The organism is Actinokineospora guangxiensis (genome assembly GCF_042657845.1).
GTDB classification, from domain to species: domain Bacteria; phylum Actinomycetota; class Actinomycetes; order Mycobacteriales; family Pseudonocardiaceae; genus Actinokineospora; species Actinokineospora guangxiensis.
Window position 1 is genome coordinate 326,165 of record NZ_JBHSKF010000005.1, and the last position, 17,951, is coordinate 344,115.

14 protein-coding genes are annotated in these 17,951 nt (G+C 68.3%); 9 read left to right on the forward strand and 5 right to left on the reverse strand.

The annotated features are described in order from the left end of the window. Positions 1 to 206 precede the first annotated feature (206 nt). From ACFPM7_RS13945 to ACFPM7_RS13970, 6 genes are read left to right on the forward strand one after another with little or no spacing between them, the layout of a single operon-like run. Positions 207 to 1,343, forward strand: a complete 1,137-nt coding sequence (locus ACFPM7_RS13945) for an ROK family transcriptional regulator (RefSeq protein ID WP_378247813.1) — start codon at positions 207 to 209, stop codon at positions 1,341 to 1,343. Between the two features lie 10 nt (positions 1,344 to 1,353). After that, complete coding sequence (gene ngcE, locus ACFPM7_RS13950) at positions 1,354 to 2,760, forward strand: N-acetylglucosamine/diacetylchitobiose ABC transporter substrate-binding protein (RefSeq protein WP_378247815.1); 1,407 nt, start codon at positions 1,354 to 1,356, stop codon at positions 2,758 to 2,760. A 3-nt stretch (positions 2,761 to 2,763) separates the two neighbouring features. Beyond that, entirely contained in the window at positions 2,764 to 3,669 is a 906-nt protein-coding gene (locus ACFPM7_RS13955; RefSeq protein WP_378247817.1) for a carbohydrate ABC transporter permease, read from the forward strand. Then, positions 3,666 to 4,505: a carbohydrate ABC transporter permease gene (locus tag ACFPM7_RS13960; protein WP_378247819.1), complete on the forward strand. Its 840-nt coding sequence runs from the start codon at positions 3,666 to 3,668 to the stop codon at positions 4,503 to 4,505. Before ACFPM7_RS13955 ends, ACFPM7_RS13960 begins: the two co-directional genes overlap by 4 nt. Beyond that, a complete protein-coding gene (locus ACFPM7_RS13965; RefSeq protein WP_378247821.1) occupies positions 4,502 to 5,755 on the forward strand; it encodes a 6-phospho-beta-glucosidase in 1,254 nt (417 codons plus the stop codon). The genes ACFPM7_RS13960 and ACFPM7_RS13965 overlap by 4 nt, the downstream gene beginning before the upstream one ends. Next, the gene (locus ACFPM7_RS13970) at positions 5,752 to 6,690 is read left to right on the forward strand and encodes an N-acetylglucosamine kinase (RefSeq protein WP_378247823.1); all 939 of its coding nucleotides are present in this window, start codon (positions 5,752 to 5,754) and stop codon (positions 6,688 to 6,690) included. Before ACFPM7_RS13965 ends, ACFPM7_RS13970 begins: the two co-directional genes overlap by 4 nt. Here the strand turns inward: ACFPM7_RS13970 and ACFPM7_RS13975 are convergent. Next, positions 6,687 to 9,527 (reverse strand): NACHT domain-containing protein, encoded by a 2,841-nt coding sequence (locus tag ACFPM7_RS13975; protein WP_378247825.1) that lies wholly within the window; start codon positions 9,525 to 9,527, stop codon positions 6,687 to 6,689. The two genes, ACFPM7_RS13970 and ACFPM7_RS13975, sit on opposite strands and share 4 nt — an antisense overlap. 285 nt (positions 9,528 to 9,812) lie before the next feature. Here ACFPM7_RS13975 and ACFPM7_RS13980 point away from each other — a divergent pair, with 285 nt between their 5' ends. From ACFPM7_RS13980 to ACFPM7_RS13990, 3 genes are all read left to right on the forward strand, one after another. Next, the gene (locus ACFPM7_RS13980; protein ID WP_378247827.1) at positions 9,813 to 10,454 is read left to right on the forward strand and encodes a hypothetical protein; all 642 of its coding nucleotides are present in this window, start codon (positions 9,813 to 9,815) and stop codon (positions 10,452 to 10,454) included. Between the two features lie 131 nt (positions 10,455 to 10,585). After that, entirely contained in the window at positions 10,586 to 11,686 is a 1,101-nt protein-coding gene (locus ACFPM7_RS13985) for a sugar efflux transporter (protein ID WP_378247829.1), read from the forward strand. A gap of 48 nt (positions 11,687 to 11,734) precedes the next feature. Then, the gene (locus ACFPM7_RS13990; protein WP_378247831.1) at positions 11,735 to 13,321 is read left to right on the forward strand and encodes an alkaline phosphatase D family protein; all 1,587 of its coding nucleotides are present in this window, start codon (positions 11,735 to 11,737) and stop codon (positions 13,319 to 13,321) included. Between the two features lie 227 nt (positions 13,322 to 13,548). Here the strand turns inward: ACFPM7_RS13990 and ACFPM7_RS13995 are convergent, their stop codons facing one another. The 4 genes from ACFPM7_RS13995 to ACFPM7_RS14010 all read right to left on the reverse strand — a co-directional run bounded on the left by ACFPM7_RS13995 (position 13,549) and on the right by ACFPM7_RS14010 (position 17,900). After that, positions 13,549 to 14,376, reverse strand: coding sequence for a polyphosphate polymerase domain-containing protein (locus ACFPM7_RS13995; protein ID WP_378247833.1), 828 nt, complete (start codon positions 14,374 to 14,376; stop codon positions 13,549 to 13,551). Further along, positions 14,373 to 15,011 (reverse strand): DUF4956 domain-containing protein, encoded by a 639-nt coding sequence (locus tag ACFPM7_RS14000; RefSeq protein WP_378247835.1) that lies wholly within the window; start codon positions 15,009 to 15,011, stop codon positions 14,373 to 14,375. Before ACFPM7_RS14000 ends, ACFPM7_RS13995 begins: the two co-directional genes overlap by 4 nt. A 310-nt stretch (positions 15,012 to 15,321) precedes the next feature. Continuing rightward, positions 15,322 to 16,353 (reverse strand): LacI family DNA-binding transcriptional regulator, encoded by a 1,032-nt coding sequence (locus tag ACFPM7_RS14005; RefSeq protein WP_378247837.1) that lies wholly within the window; start codon positions 16,351 to 16,353, stop codon positions 15,322 to 15,324. Beyond that, entirely contained in the window at positions 16,353 to 17,900 is a 1,548-nt protein-coding gene (locus ACFPM7_RS14010) for a glycoside hydrolase family 13 protein (RefSeq protein ID WP_378247839.1), read from the reverse strand. The genes ACFPM7_RS14005 and ACFPM7_RS14010 overlap by 1 nt, the downstream gene beginning before the upstream one ends. Positions 17,901 to 17,951: the final 51 nt, after the last annotated feature.

Here is a 17,951-nt window from a genome sequence, read left to right on the forward strand (position 1 = left end):
CGGGGTGCGCTCCCAGCCCGGCTGCGCCGGGCAACGGAAACGATTCCGAACGCCCGCCGTGGTGACCGCACCTTGCGCGCACCCTCCGTGATGGTCTAGACCTATGCCGCCAAGTGGTCCACACCAGTGAGGCCGACCGACTGATTGCCGCCCGCCGGGGTCGGGTCGATAGTTAGGAAACTTTCCTACCGTTCGAGGAGGTGCGCATGGCGGTCCCCGGCACGCTGCGCGCCCTCAACGACGCCGCGGTCCTGGCGCTGCTCATCGACCGGGGGCCGCTGACCCGGCCGCAGATCGCCGAGGCCAGCGGGCTGTCCAAGCCCACGGCCTCCCAAGTCCTGACCAGGCTGACCGGCCTGGTCACCGCCGAGGCCGCGCCGTCGGGCAAACCCGGGCGCAACGCCGAGGTCTACCGGGTCGACCCCGCCGCGGCCACCGCGGCGGCCGTCGACGTCACCCCGAAGCGCACCACCGCGCGGATCGTGCTGGCCTCCGGGGAGGTCATCGGCGAGCACCGGGTCGAGACCCGCGAGGGCGGCGACGTCGTGCACCGGCTCCGCGCGGCCATCAGCGGGGCGGGCGCCGAGCCCGACCGGCTCGACCACATCGTCATCGGGGTGCCCGGGGCGGTGGACGGGACCGGCAGGCTCGCCTACGCCGCGCACCTGCCCGGCTGGCACCGCCCCCGCCTGCTCCCCTGGCTGTCCGACGCGCTCGGCGCCGAGGTCACCGTCGAGAACGACGTCAACCTGGTGGCCGAGGCCGAGCGCACCACCACCGACGAGAAGGACTTCGCCCTCTACTGGGGCGCCGACGGCATCGGGGCGGCCCTGGTCCTCGACGGCCGCCTGCGCCGCGGCGCGTGCAGCGGCGCGGGCGAGATCGGCTACCTGCCCGTGCCGGGCGCCCCGACCGCGCGCGAGGTCGGGCGGACCGGGGTGCACGGGCTCCAGGCGATCGCGGGCGGGGCGGCGCTGGCCCGGCTGCTGCGCTCGCACGGCTTCCCCGGCCCGGCGGCCAAGGCGATCCGGGCCGCCCTGAAGCACTCGGCGCACCCAGCCCAACCGGTGCACCCGGTCATCGAGGAGATCGCCTACCGCGTCGCGCTGGGCGTCGCCGCCGTCGTCGCGGTGGTCGACCCCGGCCTGGTGGTCCTCAGCGGCCACGTGGTCGAGGCGGGCGGCGAGCCGCTGCGCGCCCGCGTCGAGACCGCCCTGCACTCCCTGACCCTCCCGCGTCCGGCGGTCCGGCTCAGCCAGGTCCGCGACGAGCCGGTGCTCGCCGGAGCGGTCGTCCTCGCCCGGTCCAAGACCCGGGAAACCTTGCTAGCCCGAGTCAGCTAAAGGAGCTCCCATGCCCTTCAACCGCCGCCGCATGCTGCACGGATTAGGCGGGCTCGCCGTGCTCACCGCCGTCCCCGCCTGTGCCTTCGGGGGCAGCGAGCCCGAGGCGCCCGTCGGGCCCACCGGCGACGCGAGCCCGGAGAACCCGTTCGGGGTGGACGCGGCCGCCGCCCTGGAGGTCGTCATCTTCAAGGGCGGCCTCGGCGACGCGTACGCCACCGAGGTGCACGAGCCCATGTACGCCCAGAAGTTCCCGGGCGCCAAGATCGAGCACGTCGCCACCCAGCAGATCGCCCAGACGCTGCAGCCCCGGTTCGCGGGCGGCGACGTCCCCGACGTCATCGCCAACTCCGGCACCGACCTGATGGACAACGCCACCCTGGTCGACGCGGGCCAGATCCTGGAACTGACCGCGCTGTTCGACGCCCCGTCCATCGAGGACCCGGCCGTCAAGGTCCGCGACGCGCTCGCCCCCGGCACCGTCGAGTCCGGACTCGTCAACGGCAAGCCCTACGTGCTGAACTACGTCTACACCGCCTACGGCCTCTGGTACGACGCCAAGCTGTTCGCCGCCAACGGCTGGGAGCCCGCCAAGACCTGGGCCGACTTCGACGCGCTCTGCGCCAAGATCAAGGCCAAGGGCATGGACCCCTTCGCCTACCCCGGCAAGAACGCCGCCTACTACCAGTACTGGCAGATCCTGGTGTCCGCGGCCAAGATCGGCGGCAACAAGGTCCTGGTCGACATCGACAACCTCGTCGACGGCGTGTGGGTCTCCGACCCGGTCAAGCAGTCGGCCAACGCCTGGGCCGAGATCGGCGCGAAGTACCTGACCAAGTCCTACGAGGGCCTGACCCACACCGAGGTGCAGACCTCGCAGAACCAGGGCCGCATCGGCTTCTTCCCCTGCGGCTCCTGGCTGGAGAACGAGCAGAAGGAGCAGACCCCCGACGGCTTCGAGTACGCGCTCACCCCGCTGCCCAGCGTCACCGCGAACGACGCGCTGCCGTTCGAGGCGATCCGCGCCGCCGCGGGCGAGGGCTACATCGTGCCGTCGAAGGGCAAGAACACCGCGGGCGGCCAGGAGTACCTGCGGATCATGCTGTCCAAGGCGGGCGCGCGCGGCTTCACTGAGAAGACCGGCAACATCACCGTCGTCAAGGGAGCCGCCGACGGCCTGCCGCTCTCGCCCGGCAACAAGAGCGTCGCCGCCGCCCAGACCGCCGCCGGCGACAACCTCGTCACCTACAACTCCTTCGAGGGCTGGTACAAGGAGCTGGAGACCGAGCTGCGCACCAAGACCAACGCGCTCATGTTCGGCCGCATCACCGGTGACCAGTTCTGCGAGCAGATGCAGGCCAAGGCCGACTCGGTGAAGGCCGACTCGTCCATCCCCAAGCAGCAGCGGAACGGCTGAGCCGTGAAGCGCGGCAGCGGACTGTTCATCGTCGGGTTCCTCGCGGTCCCGGTGCTGATCTACCTGGTGTTCGTGATCGGTCCGTACTTCCAGGCGTTCTACCTGGCGCTGACGGACTGGCGCGGGGTGACCGGGTCCCCGAACTTCGTCGGTTTCGACAACTTCGCCAGGCTCATCGGCGACGACGTGTTCTGGACGGCGGTGTGGCACCACGCCGTGCTGCTCGTCGTGCTGCCGCTGGTCACGCTCGGCATCGCGCTGTTCTTCTCGTTTCTCATCAACCACGGGGCCGGGTCCGGCACCCGCGGGGTGTGGGGATCGCGCTTCTACCAGGCGGTGTTCTTCTTCCCGCAGGTGCTGGCCGTGGCCGCGGTCGGCGTGCTGTTCCAGGCCGTCTACCGGCCCGACTCCGCGGGCGTGCTCAACGGCCTGCTCAACGCCGTCGGCCTGGACAACGTCGGCTGGCTCACCGAGCCGAACCTGGCCCTGTGGTCGATCATCGCGGTGATGGTGTGGCAGGCCGTCGGGTTCTACGTGGTGCTGTTCTCCGCGGGCATGGCCGCCATCCCCAAGGAGATCCACGAGGCCGCCGCGCTCGACGGCGCCAGCCGGGTGCGCACCTTCTTCAGCGTCACCCTGCCGCTGATGTGGGACAGCCTCCAGGCCGCGTGGGTCTACCTCGGCATCGCTGCCTTCGACGGATTCGCCTTGGTCGCCGTGCTCTCGGTCGACCGGGGCGGCCCGGACGGGGCCACCACCGTGCTGCCGCTGGAGATCTGGCGCACCGCGTTCACCTTCTCCAAGTTCGGCTACGCCGCCGCGATGGGCGTCGCCCTGTTCTTCCTCACCCTCACCTTCGCCGTGCTCGCGCTGCGCGTCACCCGACGGGAACGGATCGATCTGGCATGAGCGCAAGCCAACGGGTGCTCAACGGCATGTCCCACGTCGCGCTCGCGGTGTGGGCGATCACCGTCATCCTGCCCATCGCCTGGACGTTCCTGGCGTCCTTCAAGACCAACACCGAGATCTTCACCGAGCCGCTGGGCCTGCCCGCCACCCCGTCGTTCGACTCGTGGGGCCGGGCGTGGGAGACGGCCAACGTCGGCACCTACCTGTTCAACAGCGTGCTGGTGGTGACGCTGGCGACCGCGGGCACGATGCTGCTCGGCTCGATGGCGGCCTACGTGCTGGCCCGCTACTCCTTCCGCGGCAACCGGGCGGTGTACTACCTGTTCGTCTCCGGCCTGGTGTTCCCGGTGTTCCTGGCTCTGGTGCCGCTGTTCTTCGTCGTGCGCAACCTCGGCCTGCTCGACACCCATACCGGCCTGATCCTGGTCTACATCGCGTACTCGCTGCCGTTCACCGTGTTCTTCCTGGCCGCGTTCTTCCGCACCCTGCCCGACCAGATCGCCGAGTCCGCCGTGCTCGACGGCGCCTCGCACACCCGGATCTTCTTCAGCGTCATGCTGCCCATGGCCAAGCCGGGCCTGATCAGCATCACGATCTTCAACGTCATCGGGCAGTGGAACCAGTACCTGCTGCCGATCGTGCTGCTCTCCGGCGCGGTCGAGGACAAGTGGGTGCTCACCCAGGGCATCGCCAACATCTCCACCAGCGCCGGCTACCAGGCCGACTGGCCCGCCCTGTTCGCCGCGCTCACCCTGACCATCCTGCCCGCGCTGGCGGTCTACCTCGTGTTCCAGCGCCAGATCCAGTCCGGACTCACGACAGGAGCCCTGAAGTGAAACTCGCCGTCGTCGGAGGCGCGTCGACCTACACCCCCGAGCTGGTCGACGGGCTGGCCCGGCTGCGCGAGGTGCTGCCCGTCACCGAGATAGCCCTGCTCGACCCCGACCGCGCGCGGCTGGAACCGGTGGCGGGGGTGTCGCGGCGCATCCTCGACAAGGCCGGGCACCCCGCCGAGGTGAGCACCCCGTCGACGGTCGAGGACGCCGCCGACGGGGCGTCCGCCGTGCTGTTCCAGCTGCGCGTCGGCGGGCAGTCCGCCCGTCACGTCGACGAGACCCTGCCGCTGGAGTGCGGCTGCGTCGGGCAGGAGACCGTCGGCGCGGGCGGCCTGGCGATGGCGCTGCGCACGGTGCCGGTGGTGCTGGAGCTGGCGCGGCGCGTGGCCGCCGTCGCGCCCTCGGCATGGCTGGTCGACTTCACCAACCCGGTCGGCATCGTCACCCGCGCCCTGCTCGACGCCGGACACAAGGCGATCGGCCTGTGCAACGTCGCCATCGGCTTCCAGCGGCGCTTCGCCGGGATGCTCGGCATCGCCGCCGAGCGCCTGGCGCTCGACCACGTCGGCCTGAACCACCTCACCTGGGAGCGCGCCGCCTACGTCGCGGGGGAGGACGTGCTGCCGGTACTGCTGGAGCGCCACGGCGAGGACATCGCCGCGCAGGTCGGCCTGCCGGTGGAACTGCTCAGGCGGCTGGGCGCGGTGCCCTCGTACTACCTGCGCTACTACTACGAGCACGACGCCGCGGTGAAGGAGCAGATGTCGGCGGAGTCGCGGGCCTCCCAGGTCGCCGCGATCGAGGACGAACTGCTCGCCCTCTACGCCGACCCGTCGGTCGACACCAAGCCCGAGGCGCTGACCCGGCGCGGGGGAGCGTTCTACTCCGACGCCGCCGTCGACCTGCTGGCCTCGCTGCTCGGGCACGTGCCGTCGGTGCAGGTGGTCAACATCCGCAACGACGGCGCACTGCCCTTCCTGCCCGACGACGCCGTTGTCGAGGTCCCCGCCTCGATCACGGCCTCCGGCGCGCAGAGCTGGCCGGTACGCCCGGTGCCGCCGCTGTACTCGGGTCTGATCTCCCACGTCGCGGCGTACGAGGCGCTGGCGGGCAAGGCCGCCCGCCTCGGCGGCGTCGACCTCGTGGCCGACGCCCTGCTCGCCCACCCGCTCGTCGGGCAGGCGTCGCTGGCCGAGGAACTGGCCGCGAAGCTGGTCACCGCGAACCGCCCGTTCCTGAGGTGGGCGTGAAGGCGGTCCTCGCGGTCGACGGCGGCAACAGCAAGACCGACATCGCCCTGGTCTCCGCCGACGGCGCGGTCCTCGCGCGCGGTCGCGCCCCCGGCTTCACCCCTCACTCCGTCGGAGCCGCCGCCGCCGTCGACACCCTCGCCCGCGGCGTCGCGGCACTGGGGGTCCCCCTGCCGCCCGGCACCCACACCTCGGCCTGCCTGGCGGGCGCGGACCTGCCCGAGGACGAACACGCCCTGACCACCGAACTCCGCCGCCGCGGCCTGGGCGAGTCCATCACCGTCCTCAACGACACCTTCGCCGTCCTGCGCGCGGGCGCCTCCGGCCCGTCCGGTGTGGCGGTGGTCTGCGGCGCGGGCGTCAACGCCCTGGGCGTGGCCCCCGACGGCCGGGTGGCCCGCTTCCCCTCCCTGGGCAGGCTGACCGGCGACTGGGGCGGCGGCGAACACCTGGGCGAGGAAGTCCTCTGGCACAGCGTCCGCGCCGAAGACGGCCGCGGCCCCGGCACCGCCCTGGCACAGGCCACCGCCACCCACTTCGCCCGCGCCCGCGCCACCGACGCCGCCATAGCCATCCACTCAGGACGCATCCCCCGCACGGAACTGCACGGCCTGGTCCCGATCCTGCTGGACATCGCCGAGCACGACACCGTCGCCGCCGCCCTGCTCTCCCGTCTGGCCGACGAGATCCACGCCCTGGGCACCGTGATCATCGACCGCCTGTCCCTGACCGCCCCCGAGGTAGTCCTCGCGGGCGGAATCCTCACCGCTCGCCACCCCCGCCTCGAAACCGCCATCCATATCCGCTACGCCCGATCGCATCCCTCCGCATGCTTGGTCATCCTGGAACACCCGCCTGTCGAGGGAGCCATCCGTCTCGGTCTGGAGCATATCGGCGCGCCTAGTTCCGCAGTGACCCGAGTGCGGCCAAGTTAGGTCAGAATGGATAACCGTTCTGCTCCCCATTCGAGAAGTGTATGTGACCAGTCTTTGCGCAATCCCGATCGCTCGCACATGGACACCAGTAGGACGGCCGTTTCGTGCCTTGTGGGGCAGTTCAGGCTTGCTAACCCCATTCTCCCGAGAACGGCGGGGTCGCCAGCCTCGAAGGTGGCTGCAATGCCAAGGGAGAGAACTCCGTAGAAACCGGAGGATATGGCTGAAAGCTTCCAGTGATGAAGGGGGAAAGCCTCTTCGTATGCGTCAATAGCTCTACAGAGTAGGTATCTGCTGAAGATATCAACTGACTCGGCGGGAAGCTTCGTTCTGATGAGGTCGTTCGGATTCTCGGATATACGCACAAGGGATTCATCGAGCATCTCTCGACTCCAGTAAGAAGCATTGTGTGACGATAGTCGATCCTTGACGCCGGTCAGGATAGGTCCGGCGCTCACCTGTCGGGGAGTGGTGTGGGAGTCGTCGATGGTGATAACTAGGGAACGGATTGAGTGTGTCGACAGGTACGAGTCGACGGATAACTCGCCAATCCGAGCTCTCGCTGCTGCGCGCTCTTCTTCGACACCGTCGATTTGAGTGAAAAGGATAGCCCCCGCCCTACGGTCTGCGTGATGGAGAGAGTCCTTTATTGATGATCGAACGACTTCGTCGGCAACAGTGTTGATGGTCATCAAACTCCTGTCGCTGAGGCTACGCATGAGGCTGTACGTATCGCGCACGCCATGCGCTCCGATTAGCTCGAAAGCGATGGGGCACAGATTGCTGAGAACGGAGCGGCTTAGCGCATTGTCCCGAAGGTATACCAAGCAGAAGTTGACAACTTCCCGTCCTTGAGTAAATCTTTCTCCTGGATCGATCTTATCGATGAGCTTGAGGAGTATTGATTCGGCGCCCCGAGTGAGGCGTTCATCGAAGATTTGTACGGCAAGCTGAGCGACTACGAAGCTTCGGCCAGTTTCAATGAGAATGAGTAGCTGGCGGACAAGGTCCTCCAGGGTTGAACTGTTGCGCAGGATGTATCTAGCTGTGTGGTACTCCATGAATGTGCGGTGGGTGAATCCGTATATTCTTTCGCCAAAACTGCCCACCGATGTCTGCGATATCAGCCACACGCGTTCGGAGCAGAAATCCAGGAACTCTTGTGCTTGTTCTCGAAAACTACGATCGCTCTCTTCGTCTCGATCTTCCAAGTGTCGGACTAGCACCTTGCGAAGATCAGACTCGGGCGCATGTTCGCGACCTTCGAGTTCCAGGAAGAAGTACTGGGCAAGCTCCTCTACCAGGAAACGCGCGAGTTTATAGCTCCTCAGTGAATGGGGAATCTGGTTGACGTTCTCCCATCTACTCAGCATGAGCTCCGCGCATTCGCCGTACACATCGGCTCGGTTCTCGGGAATGTAGCCGGAGTACTGGTACAAGTCGCAGAGAAGCGAAAGCATCAGTGGATTCGAGCGAAGATCGCTAATCTGTCGGGTTTCTGTGAGGAATCTATCAGCGGCAGAAGTTCCGTCATGACTGGAATCGTAGATTAGCTTGAACCATTTGCTCGTGTACTCAATCACTTGGGAGCCGTCAAAATCTGGGAGCACGTACACGCGAAATATGGAGTGGTCTAGTTTTACGCTGCGGTAGCTTTCAATGCGACAAGTCACGACGATGGTGGTCAGGGGGTAGGTGTAAGAGAACTCTTCGATCAGCTCGGCGACCTGCTTTCGATTGTGAAGGTTCCCCACCTCATCTAGGCCATCAAAGATGACGACACCTAGGCCCAAGTTTAAGATGTCGCTTATCTCGGTGACCGTGACGGGAGATTGTGTTGCTGTCGAGACGGTGTTCGCGAGCACTGTCGTATAATCCACCGACGCCGTTTGATGCTCTTTTAGAGATATGAGCAGAGGTGTGGCGAAATCTGGATCTCGGGGATCTTCGTGAGCGGCGAGTCGGTGAATTAGATGGCGAACGTAAGAACTTTTCCCGGCACCTGGGTTTCCGACGACGACATAGCATCTGTCGGACAGTTCTTCCTCGATTATGGCGCTGGCCTCGTCCCTGCTCATGGTGGCACCTGTTCGTACCTTGTCGATTATGGATTGCAGGGTTATCCTAGTTAGATCGCGTCGATACTCTTCGTCCTGCAGCCAGCGGGCAACGTAGAGATCCTCAAGCTTGAGACGCACTTCGCTGCGGATGTGTGGGATCCACATCCGTTCAAACTTGCGTCGGGCTGACATGTTGATGCTGTGAGCGAGGGCCATCGCCCGATCGGTGCGCTCGTAGTGCTGAGCAAGGTCTGCCCGGCGGCCAAAGACGTCAGGATGTCTCGATGTGCTCTCTGGGCCTCTGAAAGAGCTGAGGGCGGTAAGATACTTAGTTCTTCCTTGAGGAATGTAGTCAGCACGGCGTAGTTCGGAGATGTACAGTTCGACCGCGCGCGACAGATCGACCCACATTGCCGCGAAGTACTGATCCGCCTCGTCGCCAAACGCTTTCGCGGCACGTTTCCCCTCATGACGAAAGGCGTCTCCTAGTTGTTTCCGTTTGATTTCTCGAGAATGCTTCTCCGAGAATTCGCTGATCACGAGGAGTTCAAGAATGCTGCTGCAGGTCTTGCCGGACAGAAAGCGGGTCATCTTCTTGTGCTGATGCCGTGTTAGCTTGAGGACGGACCAATCGCCGAGACCGCGAAGGAGTTTGGTACCGACGTCAATGGACTTCAAGTATTCCGCAGCGACGGCTGCTCCCCGCTTGGCTGCCATGGTTCCCGCAGCCTTCATGGCTGCCTGGAGGAACGGGTCGAGGAGATGTTGATACTGCATCGGTGCTCCTTCCGTCTCGATCCACCTTCCGAACATGCGACAGATTTCCGGGCTAAGGCGTCAGGGGAGGTATCGCGCGCTACGGCGAACTGTTTCTCAACGCGGTCGGTAGGGTGCTCGCGGCGGGCGCGTGAGTACACCCCGCCCCGAGTCGATTGGTTCTTGAACCGATCCGGACGACTCTGGCGGACCCCATCTACCCGACCCACCATCAAGCGACCGAGGAGGCCGACCATGCTCGCCTGACCGACGAGCTGCGCGAGGGCAGCCGCTAGGTTGCAGCCCGTGAACAACGCAGTGCGCGAGGTCTTCCCCGACGCGACCGACGTCTTCGCCGCCCCGGCCGAGGCGGGTCAAGCCCTGCTCCCGCTGGCCTCCATCGACCTGTCCCACGTGGACCCCGAATGGACAGGAACCGTCCACCTGGTCTCCCCGACCGTCACCGACGGCTACGTCGGCGACGGCACCGAGGAGTTCCACACCTACACCTGCCGCGCCAACTGGATCGGCTTCCGCCTGGACGAGTCCAACCGCTACCACTTCCTCGCCGACTGGCGCTACTTCCCCGACGAGCCCTACGACCCGACCCACTTCGAGCACCGCAAAGCGCTCCACCGCGCGCACGGCGCCCTGGTGGAAACCCGCTGGCTCGACCGCCAGCCGCTCGCCGACCTGCTCGCCAGGCCCCTGGCCGTCGTGGAGTCCGTGGGCGGGACGACCCCCGGCTGGCCCAACTGGGCCGAAACCGACTTCCCCCTCGCCACCGACGACGAGGAAGACGTCCACCCCCTGGCAGAGGACGGTTCCCGCTTCCACCACGTCGCCACCACCGTCGGCTGGCACTGGCACCCCGAGGGCGCCGACCGGATCGTCCTGTTCTTCGAGCCCGTCAGCCGCACCGCGCTGCTCACTTTCGACTGGAGCTGAGCCTTGTGAGCACACCCACCCCTTATTGATTTGGTCCCTGTACCGATCCGGACGACTATGGGCGGGTGGTAACCGCCCCCGAGAGGCCTCTCGTCAGGCGACTCTTCCGGCCCCTGCTCCCCCTGGCCTCCATGACCCTGCTCAGCGGCATCGCCTATGCCCTGGCAGGTCCCTTCCTCTCCCTGTTCCTCGTCACCGAGCTGAACGCGCAACCCTTCGCCGTCGGCGCGTTCCTCTTCGGCACCCAGCTGGCGGCCATCATCGTCAGCACCCTCATCGGCCGCTTCTCCGACACCCGCGACGTCCGCAAGCAGCTGCTGATCATCGGCGGCACGGCGGGCGCGATCTCCTGCACGGTCTTCGCCTTCTCCCGCTCCTACTGGGCCCTGCTCATCGTGTTCGTCACCGTCGGGGCGGTGTCGGGGTCGCAGATGCCGCAGATGTTCGCCTACGCGCGGCAGTCGCTCGACCGCGATCCGCAGGCGCCGCTGGCCATCAGCGGGCTGCGCACGATCTTCTCCATCGCCTGGGTCATCGGCACCCCGCTCGCGGCGTTCCTCATCGCCGCGTCCGGCTTCACCCTGCTGTACGCGGTGAGCGCGGTCGTCTACCTCGGCGGGGCGCTCATCGCGGCCAGTTGGCTGCGCCCGCTGGGGACGATCGCGCCGGTGGAGCGGGAGTCCGCGCCCGCGCGCGGGAAGATCGCGGTGGCGGCGATCGCGTTCGTCCTGGTGCAGGCGGCGACTTCGCTGGGAGTGCTCGCGGTGCCGCTCTACGTCACCGCCGAACTGGGCGGCAGCGCGGGCGACGCCGGGCTGGTGCTGAGCCTGTGCGCGCTGCTGGAGATCCCGCTGATGATCTGGTTCGGCTGGCTGGCCACGCGCGGCGACCACGGCAAGCTCGTCCTCGCGGGCGCCTCGACCGCGATCGGCTACTACGTCCTCATGCTGTGGACGACCGAGGTCTGGCAGGTCGCCGCCGCGCAGGCGCTGAACGCGGTGGTCATCTCGGCGGTGATGGGCGTGGGCATCACTTACTTCCAGGACCTCGCCCCCGACCGGCCCGGCGCGGCCACCACGCTCTACACCAACACCGCGAAGGTGAGCGCTATGCTCGCCGGTCCGCTACTCGGTCTGGCCCAGCACCTCGGCTACCGCAGCGCCTACGCGATGGGGCTCGGGCTGAGTGTGATCGGCTTGGCATTCCTCGTCGCGGCGCGCAGGCTTCACTAGCCGGAGTCCGTGGTAAGTACCCGGCGGTAATTTTATAGGAGGGCCGTCGTGGCTGAGCTGGTTCTGGGACCGTTACTCCGGTACGTCGACGCGACAAGCGCCACCGTCTGGGTGGAAACGGACAAACCGTGCACTGTGGAGGTCGGCGGGGCGAAGGCGGAGACCTTCTCCGTGCAGGGCAACCACTACGCCTTGGTCATCATCGAGGAGATGACCGGGCCGATGGAGTACACCGTGCAGCTCGACGGCGAGACCGTCTGGCCGCTGCCGGATTCCCCCTTCCCGCCCAGCGTGATCCGCCCGCACGACCAGGGTCCCTTCCGCTTGATGTTCGGCTCCTGCCGCAAACCCGACTCCGACGACCCCAAGGAGCAGCGCGCCGCCGGACCCGACGCGCTCGCCGCCTACGCGCTGCGCCTGGCCGATGGCGCGGAGCCACCGGACGCGCTGCTCCTGCTGGGCGACCAGGTCTACGCCGATGAGACCAGCAAGGCCACCGCCGAGTGGATCTCCGCGCACCGCGACCTCGACCAGGAGCCCGGCAAGCAGGTCGCCAACTTCGCCGAGTACGTCCACCTCTACCGCGAAGCGTGGCGCAGCCCGGCCGTGCGCTGGCTGCTCTCCACCGTCCCCAGCTCGATGATCTTCGACGACCACGACCTGCACGACGACTGGAACACCTCGGCCGCGTGGCGCGACGACGCCAACCGCACCTCGTGGTGGGCCGAGCGCGAGCGCGGCGGCCTCATCGCCTACTGGATCTACCAGCACATCGGCAACCTCTCGCCCGCCGAACTCGCCGAGGACCCCACCTTCCGCGCCGTGACCGCCGCCACCGGCGACACCGCGTCGGTGCTCAGCAAGTTCGCCGACGGCGCCATCGAGGAGATCGAGGGCCGCAAGGGCACCCGCTGGAGCTACCGCCGCGACTTCGGCCCGGTCCGCTTCCTCGCCATCGACACCCGCTGCGGACGCATTCTCAACGAACCGCGCGGCATGGTCAGCGACGACGAGTTCACCTGGCTGGAGGAGAACGCCGAGGGCGACTACGAACACCTGCTGATCGGCTCGTCGCTGCCGTGGCTCATGCCGCATGCCATCAGCCACGTCCAGTCCATGAACGAGGCCGCCTGCCGCAAGCCCGGCTGGCGCGGCAGGCTCGCCGAGAAGCTGCGCCGCGCGGCCGACCTGGAGCACTGGCCCGCCTTCCGCGCCTCCTCCGACCGCCTGTCCCGCCTGATCCACCGCGCCGCCACCTCCGGCGCGTCCGTCTGCGTCCTCTCCGGCGACGTCCACCACCTCTACGTCGCCGAAGCCACCTTCCCGGAACCGGTCCCCGCCAAGGTCTTCCAGCTGACCTGCTCCCCGATCCACAACCACGAGAAGCTGATGCGGCCGCTGTTCGCCATGGCCTGGTGGAAGCCGCTGGCCCGCCTGCTGCGCTGGTGGATGCTGCGCTCCCCGGAGATCGACCCGCTGCCGGTGGACTGGGAGAAGATCAAAGGCCCCTACTTCGGCAACACGATCGCCACGCTCACCATCGACGGCAAGCGCGCGACCCTGGTCCTCGACCAGGCCAAGGGCGACCTGGCCAAGCCCCACCTGGAGCCCCTGCCGGAGATCCGCCTGACCTGACGCCTGCACGAGGGCGCACGCGAAGCGGCTTCCGGGACACGTGGAGCAGCCTGCCCTTGTTGGGTTAGCTGTTATTCACTTCTCACTATCCAGATAATGTGCAAAGAAGGCCGGGCTGGGGGAGGTGGAAGCGGGGCGGGTTGAGCGCCGGCGAAGTGGGAGGAAGGCTGGGGAAGGAGGCCCATGACTCGGTGTCGGGGTGTCCTGCCAGCCGCCCTTCTGTCCCGCTATCCCTGACCGGGCTCGAAGTGCTGGCGCAGCATCCGCCGCCACGGGTTCGACGGGACGCCGGGGTGCAGGGCGGCGACGCCGACGCAGTACTTGCTCATCGAGATCGGGCGGACGCCGAGGTCGCGCAGCAGGCGGTCGGCCGAGCTGCCGCCGGCGCCGGACTTGCTCTCCACCAGCACGTGCCGTCCGGTGTCGCGCACCGAGGCGGCTCCGTCGTGGCAGTGCAGGGACACGTCGCAGGTCAGGCGGGCGCCTTCGGCGGGGAGGGTGAAGGTGGCGCGGCGGTAGTCGGTGGTGAGGACCTTCCGCAGGCCGGTCGGGGCGGCGTGGGCGTAGGCGGCGCGCAGGGTGCGGTCGAGGTGGTCGGCCGCCGCGCCGGTGATGCGGTCGCGCTGGTCGGCCGGATGCGGGACGCGCTCCTTGACCGTGCTGCCGCGGTGGCCTTCCAGCTTCACCTCGAACAGGCACAGGCCGGTGTCGGTGTAGGTGCGGGTGCGGATCTTGTAGCGCCTGCGCCGCCGCTGCACGTGGTTGCGGTAGGAGGTCAGCCACCGGGTGTCGAAGTAGACGGACTCGTAGCCGAACACCCGCAGCCCGTCGATCTCCAGCACCCGCAGCGCCAGCCGCGCGGTGAAGCGCCCGAACAGCTCCGCGGGCACGAAGTACTTGCGGTCCACCCGCGTCTGCAACTCGGCGGTCTCCAGCACCTCGGCGAGCCCGATCGGCTCCACCAGCCCCGTCGCCCGCTCCAGCGCCGCCTCGGCGGCACTCATCGCGCCCGCCCTGGTCGAGGCCGGACCCCAGGTCGATGCGGTCGGGCTCATCGCGGCATCCCCGGCCGGGTCGCCGCCACCCACGGCGGGGGAGCGGCCAGCGCCGCGGTGCGCTGCTCGCGGCGGGCTCCCGGCGGATCGGCCTGGTACCGCACGTCGACGACCATCACGTCCCGCACGTAGTCGATCTCGTCCACCTGGTGGTGCACCACGCGCCCGCGCAGCCGCCGCTCCAGGTCTCGGACCAGGTCGGTCTCGTCGTGGTGGACGACGTCGAGGGTCACCACCCGCCGCTGGGCCCGGCTCAGCAGCCCCCGGTGGTCGGCGACGTACATGACCGCGATCAGCACGGCGCTGAGCAGCACGGTCATCCACCGGTCATCCAGCCGCACCCCGTTGACCAGGCCGAGCACCAGCGTCACGAAGTAGTAGGCGACCTCCTCCTGGGTGATCGTGTTCGACCGCAGCCGGATGATCGACAGGATCGCGAACAGCCCGAACCCCAGCGCGATGTCGATCCGCACGGTGGTCAGCAGCGACATCGCCACGAACAGCCCGACGTTCAGCGCGATGTAGGCCAGCAGCAGGTCTCGCCTGCGGTGCTTGCGGTAGTACACGACATAGGCCAGCAGGACGATCGCGATGAGGTTGATCCCCAGGTCGCCGAGGAAGCTCAAGTACGCCATACCGACAACGGTCTTGCCGTTCGGTGAACGACCGCTGAACGGCGGATGAGGGGCTTTTCATCCACCACCGGCACCGGCCCTGCGGTGACCGAAGCGCTCCACGGACACCGAGCGTCCTCGCCTCGACCTCGCCGGCGGATGTGTGCAGATGAGATCCGCCTGTTCACGCCGGCTGGTGGCAGGGATCCAGGCGTGATGATTGTGTGGTTCTTCGATAGGAGCGGACAGCGTCACAAGTGCGGCCCGTCTGCACTGTTCAGGCGGGTCGCACTCGCGCTACCGCGGGAGGGCCACCCCGGCAGGGCAGCCGTCAGGACGCGCGCGCCGCCGCGCCCGTCGAGCCGCGCACCACCAGCTCGGGCAGGAAGACGTACTCCGCGTGCGGGGTCGGGTTGCCGGTGATCTCCTCCAGCAGGGCCCGCACCGCCGCCTGGCCCATGGCCTCCACCGGCTGGCGCAGCGTGGTCAGCGGCGGGTCGGCGAAGACGATCAGGGGGGAGTCGTCGAAGCCGACCACCGAGATGTCCTTCGGCACCGACAGCCCGCGCTGGCGCGCCGCGCGGATCGCGCCGAAGGCCATCAGGTCGCTGCCGCAGACGATGGCCGTGCAGCCCTTGTCCATCAAGGCGTTCGCCGCCGCTTGGCCGCCCTCGACGGTGAACAGCGAGTGCTGCACGAAGCCCTCGGCCTCCTCGGCCGAGACCGACAGCGCCGTGCGCATGTGCGTCACGAAGCTCTCGATCTTGCGCAGGACCGGCACGAACCGGCGCGGGCCGACGGCCAGGCCGATGCGGGAGTGGCCGAGGTCGGCGAGGTGGTTGACGGCCAGGCGCATGGCCGAGCGGTCGTCGGTGGAGACGAAGGGGGCCGAGACGCGCTCGGTGTAGCCGTTGACCATCACGAACGGCACGCCGCGCCCGGCCAGCTTCACGTAGCGGTCCATGTCGGCGGTGGAGTCCGCGTGCAGGCCGGAGACGTAGATGATGCCGCTGACCCCGCGCTCCACCAGGGTCTCGGTCAGCTCGTCCTCGGTCGCGCCGCCCGGGTTCTGCGTGCACAGCACCGGGGTGTAGCCCTCGCGGGTCAGCCCCTGCACCATGACCTGCGCGAACGCCGGGAAGATCGGGTTGCCCAGCTCGGGGGTGATCAGGCCGATGAGCCCGGCGCTGCGCGCCTGCAGCCGCGCCGGGCGCTCGTAGCCGAGCAGGTCGAGCGCGGCCAGCACGGCCTGCCGGGTGGTCGTGGAGACCCCCGACTTGCCGTTGAGGACCCGGCTCACCGTGGCCTCGCTGACGCCCGCCTGCGCGGCGATGTCGGCCAGGCGCGCCGGGCCCCCGGCCATCAGAGCGCCTGCCACACGGCCGTGTCGGTCGGGATCAGCATGGTGTCACCCTCCACTTCGCACGGACCGGACACGGCCAGCACCTCGGATGCGGGCACGCGGACGGGGTCGCCGAAGTTCACCGTGCAGCGCAGGCGGTCGCGGTCGAAGGACAGCACGCCCGCACCCGAGCCGACCCAGGTGAAGCCGCCTGCCGGGCGCTCGCGCAGCGCCGTGCGGTACAGCTCCAGCATCGACCCCGGATCGCCTTCCTGTGCCGCCACCGACAGCGCCCCCCAGCCGGCGGGCTGCGGCAGCCACGGCCGCGACCCGTCCGGGCCGAATCCGAGCGCGGTCCCGTCAGTCGCCCAGGGTAGCGGCACCCGGCAGCCGTCGCGGCCCCGGTTGGTCCGGCCCGAGCGCTCCCACATCGGGTCCTGCAGCACCTCGTCGGGCAGGTCGAGCACCTCGGGCAGGCCCAGCTCCTCGCCCTGGTAGAGGTACACCGAGCCGGGCAGCGCCAGCATCAGCAGGATCGCCGCGCGAGCCCGCCGCAGCCCCTGTTCGCCATCGCCGTACCGGGTGACGTGGCGGTGCACGTCGTGGTTGGACAGCACCCAGGTGGCGGGCGCGTCGACCGGGGCGACGGCGGCCTGCGTGTCGTCGATGACCTTCCGCAGCGCCTCGGCGTCCCACGCGGCCTGCAGGTAGTGGAAGTTGAAGGCCTGGTGCAGCTCATCGGCGCGCAGGTAGCGGGCGGTGCGCTCGGCCGAGGGCGTCCACGCCTCGGCGACGGCGATGCGCGGCGGGCTGTAGGAGTCCAGGATCTTGCGCCAGTCGCGGTAGATCTCGTGCACGCCGTCCTGGTCGAAGTACGGCAGCGGACGGGACTCCAGCAGGGCGCGCTGGCCGACCGCGCCCACGTCGGGCAGGCCGTCCTGCTTGACCATCCCGTGCGCCACGTCGACCCGGAACCCGTCGACGCCGAGGTCGAGCCAGAACCGCAGGACGTCGCGGAACTCCTCCTTGACCTCCTCGTTCTCCCAGTTCAGGTCCGGCTGGGTCGAGTCGAAGAGGTGCAGATACCAGTCGCCTGCCTCGGTGCGCGTCCACGCGCCGCCACCGAAGATCGACTCCCAGTCGTTGGGCGGCTCGGCGCCGTCAGGGCCGCGGCCGGGCCGGAAGATGTAGCGGTCGCGCTCCGGCGAGCCCGGCGCGGCGGCCATGGCCTCGCCGAACCAGCGGTGCGCCGAGGAGGTGTGGTTCGGGACGATGTCCAGGATGACCTTGAGACCGAGTCCGTGTGCGTCCTCCAGCAGGGCGCGCGCGTCGTCCAGGGTGCCGAACAGCGGGTCGATGTCGCGGTAGTCGGCGACGTCGTAGCCGCCGTCGTTCATGGGGGAGGGGTAGCACGGGGTGATCCAGACCGCGTCCACGCCCAGGTCGGCCAGGTAGGGCAGGCGCGAGCGGATGCCGGGCAGGTCGCCGACGCCGTCGCCGTCCGCGTCGGCGAAGCTGCGCACGTACACCTGGTAGATCACGGCGTGGCGCCACCAGCGGTTGTCCATCGGGTCCCTTCCTGTCTCGTTCCAGTAGGCACGCTAGCAAGTCGATGCCGT

Excerpts from the sequence above, each read along its gene's own strand:
- ACFPM7_RS13960 (WP_378247819.1), top strand. The coding sequence starts at position 3,666 with ATGAGCGCAAGCCAACGGGTGCTCAACGGCATGTCCCACGTCGCGCTC.
- ACFPM7_RS14005 (WP_378247837.1), bottom strand. The coding sequence starts at position 16,353 with ATGGCCGGGGGCCCGGCGCGCCTGGCCGACATCGCCGCGCAGGCGGGC.
- ACFPM7_RS13945 (WP_378247813.1), top strand. The coding sequence starts at position 207 with ATGGCGGTCCCCGGCACGCTGCGCGCCCTCAACGACGCCGCGGTCCTG.
- ACFPM7_RS14010 (WP_378247839.1), bottom strand. The coding sequence starts at position 17,900 with ATGGACAACCGCTGGTGGCGCCACGCCGTGATCTACCAGGTGTACGTG.
- ACFPM7_RS13995 (WP_378247833.1), bottom strand. The coding sequence starts at position 14,376 with ATGAGCCCGACCGCATCGACCTGGGGTCCGGCCTCGACCAGGGCGGGC.
- ACFPM7_RS13975 (WP_378247825.1), bottom strand. The coding sequence starts at position 9,527 with ATGCAGTATCAACATCTCCTCGACCCGTTCCTCCAGGCAGCCATGAAG.
- ngcE (WP_378247815.1), top strand. The coding sequence starts at position 1,354 with ATGCCCTTCAACCGCCGCCGCATGCTGCACGGATTAGGCGGGCTCGCC.
- ACFPM7_RS14000 (WP_378247835.1), bottom strand. The coding sequence starts at position 15,011 with ATGGCGTACTTGAGCTTCCTCGGCGACCTGGGGATCAACCTCATCGCG.
- ACFPM7_RS13985 (WP_378247829.1), top strand. The coding sequence starts at position 10,586 with ATGACCCTGCTCAGCGGCATCGCCTATGCCCTGGCAGGTCCCTTCCTC.